Here is a 9518-nt window from a genome sequence, read left to right on the forward strand (position 1 = left end):
ATCCTTGGGTGCATACATGAATGTGTTCATCCGATGCGCAGCCATAAAACGGACAGCATCCAGCCGATCCGCCAGGCTCCACGGTTCTCCGTAAAAGCCTTCAATAATCCCTCTGACCGGAAAAGAAGGCTCATCGCGAATGGACACTACAGGCAGTGTACATCGCTCCTGTTCGACTAGAAGCAGCAAATGCAGGGCATCCATACCGTACTTGAGACCTCTTTTATTAGCAGCATGGATTTCAATTCGACTTTCTTTGTGAATCTCCAAACGGTAGCCGTCTGCAACGAGCGCTCCATCGTACTCCAGTACCAGTTGCACGCTTCCCCGTGTTTCGGTCGGCACGCCCGGTCCCGGAGGCAAGATCAGCTTGATCGGCCCGTCAGGGTCCAGAACACCTTCATATTCCTGATTCATCCCGAAGCGGGAGGACAGCTCGCAAATCAAACGCGGTTCGGGTATAACCAGCTTTTCTCCACTGTCATACACATCACGAAAATAATATTGAATCTCCTGCGTTGTTAGCCCCACACGGGAATTGGGCCGCGTTCCTTTCTCCAGCTCCATCGTAGCCGTCTCCCCTTCCATTTACGGATCGTCCGTATCCGATATTTCCGGTCTATCCTTTGACTGCACCCGCCAAGCCTTCCATATAGTAGCGCTGTGTGAACAGGAACAAGATAATGATCGGCAGTACCGAAATCATCGTGCCCGCTGCAATCCAGCCAAAGTTATAGGCAAATTGACCATTAAGATACGTCAGCGCAGCCGCCAGCGGGTACAGCTCCGTGTCGTTCAGAATAACGATAGGCCACAGGAAGCTGTTCCAGAACGACATAGCCTCCAGCAAAGAAATGACGGCGAGCGCTGGCTTCACCAACGGTAGCACCAGCTGCCACCAAATTCGGAATTCCGAAGCGCCGTCCATTTTACCGGAATCGCGCACATCGGTAGGAATATGGATAAACGTCTGCCGCATCAGAAAAATGTTGAACACAGAGACAGCTCCAGGCAGCACCACTCCCAAATACGTATTGCCCAGATGAAGCCCCTGAATGGTCAGGTAATGTACGATGAACGACGTGTATGAAGGAATAATCATGGTGGCAATCAGTAGCGTAAACACCAGATTTTTACCCTTAAAACGAAATACAGCCAAGGGATATCCCGTCAGACTGGCGAGCACCACATTGAAAATAACGCCAAGCGCCGTAATGATCACCGTGTTCAGCATATACTTCGGAAAGTTCATAAACTGCCACACCTGAACATAATTATCAAAATCAATAAAGGTCGGGAAAATGGCAGGCGGCGTTGAGAAAATGTTGCGGCCCGGCATGAGCGATACGCTGAGCAGCCATAGGAACGGTCCCATTAAAAAGAGAGCGAGCAGCACTAGAAGCACATAGATTACCGTCATCCTGAGCATTCGACCAAGACTGTGCATGATGCGGCTGCTTTCCTTTTTATGAAGAGACGAGCGTAGCATTTTGTCATCCTGTAGATTCATCAATAGGGATTGACACCGCCTTTCCTATTGAATCGAAATACGATAATACTGAGCACCGCAATCATTGCACCGACAATTAAGCCAAGCGCCGAGGCATAACCAAAGTTAAACTGCTCCATCCCCTTTTGGAAAATATACAAGCTGGAGGTCAGCGTGGCTGTTCCCGGCCCTCCCTTGGTCAGTACATATACCTCATCGAACACGCGAATAGCCGCCATGAGCGATATGAGTGTGCAGAACAGAATGTAGGGTCTTAATAACGGGAGGGTAATATGGGCAATCAGCCGCCAGCGGCTTGCTCCATCCACTCTGGCGGCTTCGTACAGGTCTTGTGGAATGTTCTGCAAACCGGCCAGATAGAGCATCATATAATACCCGAGTCCCTTCCACATCGTGATGAACATAAGTACATACAGGGCCAAAGAACTGTCCGATAGCCAGTGAATGTCCTTACTGATCAAGCCTGCCTGCATAAGCAAATAGTTCACAACGCTGTTTTTGCCAAGCAACCAGCTCCAAATCAAGGCCACGGCTACCATAGAAGTTACGACCGGGATGTAGTAGGTCGTACGAAATATTTTAATTCCCGGTATACGGCTGTTCACCAGCACGGCCATCAGGATGGAGAAAATTTGGAGAAAGGGAACAATGAGCACGTACACTAATGAGTTCCAGATCGAAATGAGAAAGTTGCGATCCTTAAACGCTGCCTCGAAATTATCCAGACCGACATAATGGGTATCCGATATGACCGAGTAGTCCGTCAATGCCAGCGGAATGCTGTAAATAATAGGCCAAAATACAAAGACGGCAAGTAATAACAGTCCCGGCGTCATAAAGGCCCAGGCCGTAAAGGATTCCGACCTCAACCATTTGATCATGCTGCATCACCACCCGATTTTGATAAATGAACAGGAGAGTCTTGATATGACTCCCCTGCTGTACCTACTGCTTTAAAATATCATTCACTTCCTGCTCCAAGGTAGTAAGCGTCTGTTTCGTGTCCGTTCCGTTCAATAAAATATTTTGAAAAGCACGCGTGATAGCACTGTTCACGTCCTTGGCATTTGGCACACCGACCATGTAGTCTGTCGCCTTATCCAAACTTTGCGCGGATACCACTTTCGCTTGTGCTTCCAGCGATTTATCCGACTGTGTGAAGTACGGATCTTTAATGGAATCCTTCGTGGAAGGCAGTGTATTAGCCGCTTTGGAAAAAGCCGTCTGGCTCTCTGCATTCGTCAGGAAAACAGCAAACTTCACCGCTTCATTCACATGTGCAGACTTGGTCGGTACGACCAGATCCATGGAGTTGGATAGCCGTACATCGGCTTTACCTGTAGGTACAGGAACGGCGATGGTGTTCTTGTATACGTCCGGCGCAGCCGTTTTGATAAAGTTGATGAACGTCGGGCCTGCCAGCTCGAAAGCAACCTGTTCACCCGCGTAATATTTCACTTGCTGTGAAAAATCAGCGTCCTCTTTGAGCACGACACCATCTTCCATCTGCTTTTTAAGATTATCAATCATGGTGACTGCTTCAGGTGTATTGAACGCCGCTGCTGTCTTTTCTTTATTCAAAATCGGAATCCCGTCTATGGCAAAAAGCTTGGATACAAGCTGCTGCACATAGCCTGCTTTGCCAATTTTTCTATTGATCTGGCGGCCCCACTCAGACAGTTCCGCCCGCGTTTTGGGCGGATGGGCAGGGTCTAATCCGGCAGCCTTTACCAGCTTCGTATTCATGTAGAGCACTTCCGTGCCGGTATACCAGGGTAGTGCGTAAGCCTTGCCATTAATAACGGTAGAATTATAAATACCCTCGAAATATGCAGCCTTTTCCTCCGGAGACAAATGCTCATTCATATCCACCACAGCACCCTTGGAGCCCATTTGGCTGGCAAATTCCGTATTGAGATTCACCACATCCGGACTGCTGCCGCTGGCGATACTCGTCAACAGCTTGTTGGTCACTGCGTCATAAGGGTAATCCTTCCAGTCAATTTTGACATTGGGATTCTTCTCCTCATAATCGGCAATCACCCGATTGAAATATGGGGTGAATGTAGGCTGTAGCGCAATGGTCCAAAATTGCAGTGTCACTTTTCCTCCGTTTACGTTGTTCGGGTTTGAGCCTCCGCCTCCGCAACTGCTTAGCAGCACAACCAGCGCGAGCATGGAAACAAGCAACCGTAACCTGCCTTTCGCTTTCTTCGTCACATGGTGACCCCCTTATTCTTAGTTGATTAAGGCAAATTATAGCAGAAATACCGTTAGAGAAGGAACGTTTTTTCAATAAAATAAATTTGGAAGGAATAATTTTTCTTTTATTAGGCATAAAAAAGACGTCTCTGTTAGAAGAGACGCCTTCTTTCCTCATTGAACCTGCTGAGGGTTCAAGTCTATTTAATAATACGGGGCCATGAATACGTACACGAGTACCCCAGTTAAGCTGACATACAACCAGATCGGCATGGTCCAGCGTGCAATTTTACGGTGTTTCGCTACCTGCATCGTCCATCCCCATACAACTGTGAACAGGGCCAGTGGTACGATAATGGCAGCCAGTATGCTGTGTGAAATCAGCAACGTAAAGTAAATCGGCCGAATTATACCCACCCCGCCAAATTTTGCAGTGTCCGGCGAAATATAGTGGAAGGTCAGGTAAGAAAACAAAAATAAAACGGTACTGGCGAAGGCCAGCAAAACAAACGTTTTATGCACCTTAACATTCTTCTTGAAAATAGCAACCAGCGCCGCCACCAGGAAAATAAACGTGAAGCTGTTAAAAATCGCATTCAACCTCGGGAAGATGGTGATATCGAAGCTAACACTACCCTGGTATCCAATCGGCGAAAAGAACAGGAGTAAAATAATCACGTTGGCTATGATGGAAACGGTGATAATCAAGGCTGTGAAATTACGCTTGCTCGTTGGAACGTACTGCTTGTCCTCACTCGCTTTATTCATAATGAGCGTCTCCTTCGTTTAAATTCAAACTTTTCGTTTTCGGTTGTGGTAATAACCATACTATATTATATAGAACCTGAGGACGGCCTGTGAAGTGACAACAGTATGAACAATTTCACAGCCAAGGATTTGAAAATGTGCTTTAGCATCTTGGAATAACCATTTTCTTAACATATCAATAATAGAATACGGCCATTTCAGAGGCTTTATACACGCAAAAAAACACCGGGAAGGCCTGAATACCTGTCCCGATGTTGTGGTGTTTATGCACTTGTGGCGCGAGCGTTCCCCTTGTTTACTGCTGCCAGACGTCACTATATTCTTGATGACGCTTGAACAGGGCCAGTGCGTACGAGCAAGCGGGAACGACCTTTTTATGCTGATCCCTCGCCATTTGCACGACTTTGTCAATCAGCTCCTTGCCGATCTTTTGCCCCCGCAGCTTTTCGGATACAAATGTATGGTCAATGACCAACGAATGGTCATCTATGGTTTTATAGCCTACTTCCGCAACCACCTGTCCATCATCCAACATGACTACCGCATGGTCCTCCTCGCGAATTTGTCTCATGAAACCGAGCCCCTTTCTGCCGACAATTAGATATCCTCATCATTCCCCGATTTGAGGTCCAACGAAACATCTCATACATAAAAAGAAGCCTGTCGTCGACACTATCCTTATTCCAAAAAGGCGAGGCGAGGTGTTGTATTTGCGTTCGGAAATGAAACCCGTTATCCCGTTTGAACCTGTGCAAAGTGAACGAATCCCTACGGAGGGCCTGTGGCGGTACGAAATAAAATGGGATGGCACGAGAATTTTGACATATCACAATCAGGGTAGCACACGCCTATTTAACCGGAAGCAGCATGAACGAACGCTTTTATATCCTGAACTCGCTTCATTCCCCTCATATTGCCAGGCTGAATCGATAATTCTGGATGGGGAAATGATCGCACTGGGAGCCGATGGGAAGCCCTCGTTCCATGAGATTATGCGACGCGACCTGATTCGCAGAACGGATCGGATTCAAGCGGCTTATAAAGCTGTGCCCGCTACATATATGCTGTTTGATATCGTGTATCTGAATGGCGAATGGGTTCACCACAAACCATTGGTAGAAAGGCTCGAATTATTGCATCAAGTCATCGTGCCGAATGAACGGGTTCAACTGGCTCCTGCTCATCCTGATGGACAGACTCTGTTTCAGGTAATGCGCAGCCAAGGAATGGAGGGTATCGTATGCAAACGTTTGGACAGTCCTTACACATTTGGCGGGAAGGATGGGCGATGGGTCAAGGTCAAGAATTATGGCGATAGCATCGCTGTCATTGGAGGCTACACTTTAAACGGAGGCGTCATCAATGCTGTGTTGCTGGGGCTGTACGACAAGCAAGGAAGGCTGCGCTACATTGGACATGCAGGCACGGGGAAGCTTACGCGAGAGGACTGGCGTCAGCTTACGGAGCGACTGAGACCGCATACCATTTCAGCGCGGCCTTTTGTCAATGAGCCGGATCGTCATCGGGATGCAATCTGGGTACAGCCTATGTATACCGCCAAGGTTCAATATAGTGAGTGGCGATGGCAGGAAGGGCGTACCCTCCGCCAGCCCTCTATACAGGCTTTTGTAAATCAGGACGTAGGGCAGTGCATTGGACCTTGGTCATGATAAGTTGTGCAGATATATTTTAAAAAAGCGGAATAAAGTTTGTATAAATCATTGCAACCAGTGGTTAATTAAATTACAGTTAACTAATTAACTACATCGAGGTGGATCGCATGTTCTTTTTCTTGGACTCCGAAATTCGTCAACTGGCCTATAATCTGTTCCCAGGTGGCAATAAACCAATTGGTGTTTTGGTAGAGTTATTTTCTATAACGTATGAAATTCGTAAAGGCATGGAGAAACGTTCACGTGAATTCGGGCTCTCCTATGGGCAATATATAGCGCTTTGTGTGCTTTCTGCGCAGAGAGACGAAATGTCATCCCCATCTGCATTGGCTGAGAAGATGGGGGTAAGCCGGGCAGCGATCAGTTCCATGGTCATTTCCCTTGAACAAGATGGCTACATTAACAAATACGATGATCCGAATGACAAGCGTGGCGTCTTTGTTTCTCTGAACGATAAAGGAAGAGGCAAGATCAATCAAATGGACCCTTTTTTCATAGGACTGGCCTCACGCCTGATGTCGGACTTTAGCGAATCGGAAATCTGCGAGTTTCAAACCTACCTGTCACGCGTACGGTCTGCATTTGAAGATGTGAAGGGTTCGCGTCTAACTGATCCCAGGGAGGGAGAAGAAAAATGGTGCGAAGACTGAAACAAAGGCTGTTCGTCAAGCTTGCTCGTATATCCGCTGGCAGAATGGTGGCGGCGTCTGATTTCAAGCCATCTCATTCTCCGAAGGTACACCGGGAAGAACGAATCATCCCCACTTCTGTAGGTGACTCCAGGGTACTTGTATATGAGCCCGCCAACCGGACTGGCGATCCACTGCCTGTATTCGTCAATTTTCATGGTAGCGGCTTTGTGATGGGCAGTGCAGAAATGGATGATGCCTGGTGCCCGGTCATTGCCGAACGTGCCAATTGTGTCGTCGTTAATGTCGATTACCGCTTGGCCCCGGAGCATAAATTCCCCATTCCGTTACAGGAGAGCTATGATGTTACCAGATGGTTGTACAAGCATCCTGATGTACTGAACGTCAATCCCCAGCTTATTGCCGTCGGAGGGCATAGTGCGGGCGGAAACCTTGCCGCAGCGATTTGTCTAATGGCCCGGGATCGCAAGGAATTTCCCATCGTATACCAGGTGCTGGATTATCCTCCTCTGGATATCGCCACCGATCCGAAGCTGAAGCCTCAATTCAAGCAGGCGATTCCGCCGCGTATCGCAAAAATTTTTAATGACAGCTATTTTCACACGCCGGATGAGGCACGAAACCCGTTGGTTTCGCCTGTTTATGCAGAATCACTACATAATCTTCCACCTGCACTGATTATAACCGCCGAGCTGGACTCCTTGGCCGACGAAGCCGAGTTATACGCCAAACGGCTGATTGAAGCGGATGTACCCGTGACCTATAAAAAATATATGGGCGCTGCCCATGCCTTTACACATAGCGGTGATCTCGCCCTAGCCGAGAGCGCCTGGCATTTGATGAGCGATCAGTTGAAAATGGCCTTTGAATTTCGCATCGGAGATGTACTGTCGGAACTAAAGAAATAAAAAAAGAAGCCCCTGCCTCCGCTGCTATAATGCAGTGCTGGATTCAGGTGGCTTCTTTTGTATCGTAGCCTGCTTCCGAATTACAGACTGTTAAAAGCGTCTGTCAACACAGGGACGATCTGCGATTTGCGGGATACGACACCTTTCAGAACGGCTTTATTGTCGTCGAGCTGCACATTGTAGGCTTTTTCGACCGCTTGTGCTTGGCTTCCCAACGCAATACCAATGGAATCACTGTTCACAATATCTGTTACGACGAACAGGAACAGGTCCAGGTTTTTAGCTGCAATTGTTTGGGACAGCGCCACTTCCAGCTCGGACTGACGGGACAGCACGTCGTTCACGTCTACCGCGTTCACTTGTGCAATTTCCACTTTGCGTCCGTTCATCTGGAATTCCTTCGCATCCAGACTCACTAACTGCTCAATCGAGTGACCGCTTAGATCAGCTCCTGCTTTCAGCAGATCAAAACCGTAGCTATCTGCATCCACACCAGCGATTTCAGCCAGTTCACGGGCAGCAGCTACGTCTTGGTCGGTGCAGGTTGGGGATTTGAACAACAGAGAATCGGAAATGATCGCGGACAGCATCAGACCTGCGATTTCTTTCGGAATCGCTATCCCGTTTTCCTTGTACAGCTTGTTCAAAATTGTGGCTGTGCAGCCTACAGGCTCGGCGCGGAAGTACAACGGCTGGCTTGTTTCAAAGTTAGCGATCCGGTGATGGTCGATGACTTCAGTTACACGCACTTTGTCAATGTCAACCGCGCTTTGCTGGCGTTCATTATGATCGACCAGAATAACGCTGTCTGTTTCCGCAGCAACCTGTTCAACCAGACGCGGCGCACTCACTTTGAAATAATCCAGTGCATACTGCGTTTCCCCGTTTACCTCGCCCAAACGAACTGGCTCCACGTCCGCACCCAGTTTGGTTTTCAAGTCTGCATAAGCAATAGCTGAGCAAATCGTATCCGTATCCGGATTTTTATGCCCGAAAATCAATGTTTTTGCCAACATAATCGACTCCTTTGCACTAAGCATTTTACATCCTCATAAAATATCAACAATTCCAATGCAGATTATATCATTAAATCTCGTATTCTCCCATTCCCCTTTAAATGATTTCAAAAAAAATCTAGTAAATTCATAACATTTCCATGGAATATGTGCGTGAAGTTAACCTTATTTTTTCTAAAAATATAAAAAACATATAGTAATATATCCCACCAATATGGTAAGATATTCCTCAAAACTAGCAAGTTAGCCACCAGTGGTCAATTCTATCATTTGAATCTTGAGGGAGGCGTGAGAACTTCGACAGTGGCTTCAAATCCTAGTATGTAGACAAATCATATTTTGATTGAAAAGAGGGAAATCTTTGAAAAAGCCGATCATTTCGAGAAAAATTCCTGTCGTAACACTCGCTCTTGCCTTGACGGTAAGCTTGTCTCTTCCATCTGTCAGTTCTGCTGCTACCGTAGACCTGCAAACCCGTTCATTTTTAGAAGCACAGGAAGCTTTGACTTCCGAAGCAACACCGGCGTTCATTTCGCCAGAGCTGAGTACCACTTCCTCCCAGCAGGTCAGAGTCATCGTACAGCTTGATGGTGAACCGCTAGCCGTGGACAAATATGCGGCACGATCGGTCAATCAGTCTTTCACAGCTCGATCCGAACAAAAAGCGGAAGCCGCTATCGTCAATGAGCAAACAACGTTCGTGGATAGAGCGGCAGAGCACAGCATTCCCCTTCAGGTGAATTACCAGTACAACACGGTACTTAATGGCTTGGAGGTTACGCTGCCAGCCA

General features: G+C 47.5%; 10 protein-coding genes and 1 pseudogene. 4 read left to right on the forward strand and 7 right to left on the reverse strand.

Features of this window, described 5'->3' with window-relative positions; genetic code table 11:
* The 6 genes from L696_RS28700 to L696_RS0116710 all read right to left on the reverse strand — a co-directional run.
* The coding region (locus L696_RS28700; RefSeq protein WP_209440980.1) for a beta-N-acetylglucosaminidase domain-containing protein at positions 1 to 567 on the reverse strand (567 nt) is incomplete at its 3' end.
* A 52-nt stretch (positions 568 to 619) separates the two neighbouring features.
* Positions 620 to 1510: a carbohydrate ABC transporter permease gene (locus L696_RS0116690; RefSeq protein ID WP_025684666.1), complete on the reverse strand. Its 891-nt coding sequence runs from the start codon at positions 1508 to 1510 to the stop codon at positions 620 to 622.
* On the reverse strand, positions 1510 to 2391 hold the full coding sequence (locus L696_RS0116695) for a carbohydrate ABC transporter permease (RefSeq protein WP_025684667.1): 882 nt from the start codon (positions 2389 to 2391) through the stop codon (positions 1510 to 1512). Before L696_RS0116695 ends, L696_RS0116690 begins: the two co-directional genes overlap by 1 nt.
* Before the next feature lie 64 nt (positions 2392 to 2455).
* The gene (locus tag L696_RS0116700) at positions 2456 to 3730 is read right to left on the reverse strand and encodes an ABC transporter substrate-binding protein (protein WP_025684668.1); all 1275 of its coding nucleotides are present in this window, start codon (positions 3728 to 3730) and stop codon (positions 2456 to 2458) included.
* Positions 3731 to 3916: 186 nt separating this feature from the next.
* Positions 3917 to 4480 carry a DUF420 domain-containing protein gene (locus tag L696_RS0116705; RefSeq protein WP_025684669.1) on the reverse strand — a complete coding sequence of 188 codons (564 nt, stop codon included), beginning with the start codon at positions 4478 to 4480 and terminating at the stop codon, positions 3917 to 3919.
* A gap of 295 nt (positions 4481 to 4775) precedes the next feature.
* Positions 4776 to 5051 (reverse strand): GNAT family N-acetyltransferase, encoded by a 276-nt coding sequence (locus L696_RS0116710; protein ID WP_025684670.1) that lies wholly within the window; start codon positions 5049 to 5051, stop codon positions 4776 to 4778.
* A gap of 139 nt (positions 5052 to 5190) precedes the next feature.
* On the opposite strand from L696_RS0116710, the gene L696_RS0116715 reads away from it, so the two are divergent.
* From L696_RS0116715 to L696_RS0116725, 3 genes are all read left to right on the forward strand, one after another.
* On the forward strand, positions 5191 to 6150 hold the full coding sequence (locus L696_RS0116715) for an ATP-dependent DNA ligase (RefSeq protein ID WP_025684671.1): 960 nt from the start codon (positions 5191 to 5193) through the stop codon (positions 6148 to 6150).
* Positions 6151 to 6260: 110 nt separating this feature from the next.
* Complete coding sequence (locus tag L696_RS0116720) at positions 6261 to 6803, forward strand: MarR family winged helix-turn-helix transcriptional regulator (protein WP_025684672.1); 543 nt, start codon at positions 6261 to 6263, stop codon at positions 6801 to 6803.
* Positions 6788 to 7711, forward strand: coding sequence for an alpha/beta hydrolase (locus L696_RS0116725; RefSeq protein WP_025684673.1), 924 nt, complete (start codon positions 6788 to 6790; stop codon positions 7709 to 7711). Before L696_RS0116720 ends, L696_RS0116725 begins: the two co-directional genes overlap by 16 nt.
* Positions 7712 to 7791: 80 nt before the next feature.
* Here L696_RS0116725 and L696_RS0116730 read toward each other — a convergent pair whose 3' ends face one another.
* On the reverse strand, positions 7792 to 8727 hold the full coding sequence (locus L696_RS0116730; RefSeq protein WP_280740281.1) for a manganese-dependent inorganic pyrophosphatase: 936 nt from the start codon (positions 8725 to 8727) through the stop codon (positions 7792 to 7794).
* 361 nt (positions 8728 to 9088) lie between these two features.
* On the opposite strand from L696_RS0116730, the pseudogene L696_RS28705 reads away from it, so the two are divergent.
* A pseudogene (locus tag L696_RS28705) lies at positions 9089 to 9518 on the forward strand (S8 family serine peptidase); the annotation flags it as partial.

The sequence above is a fragment of the Paenibacillus maysiensis genome (assembly GCF_000520815.1).
Taxonomy (GTDB): Bacteria; Bacillota; Bacilli; order Paenibacillales; family Paenibacillaceae; genus Paenibacillus; species Paenibacillus maysiensis.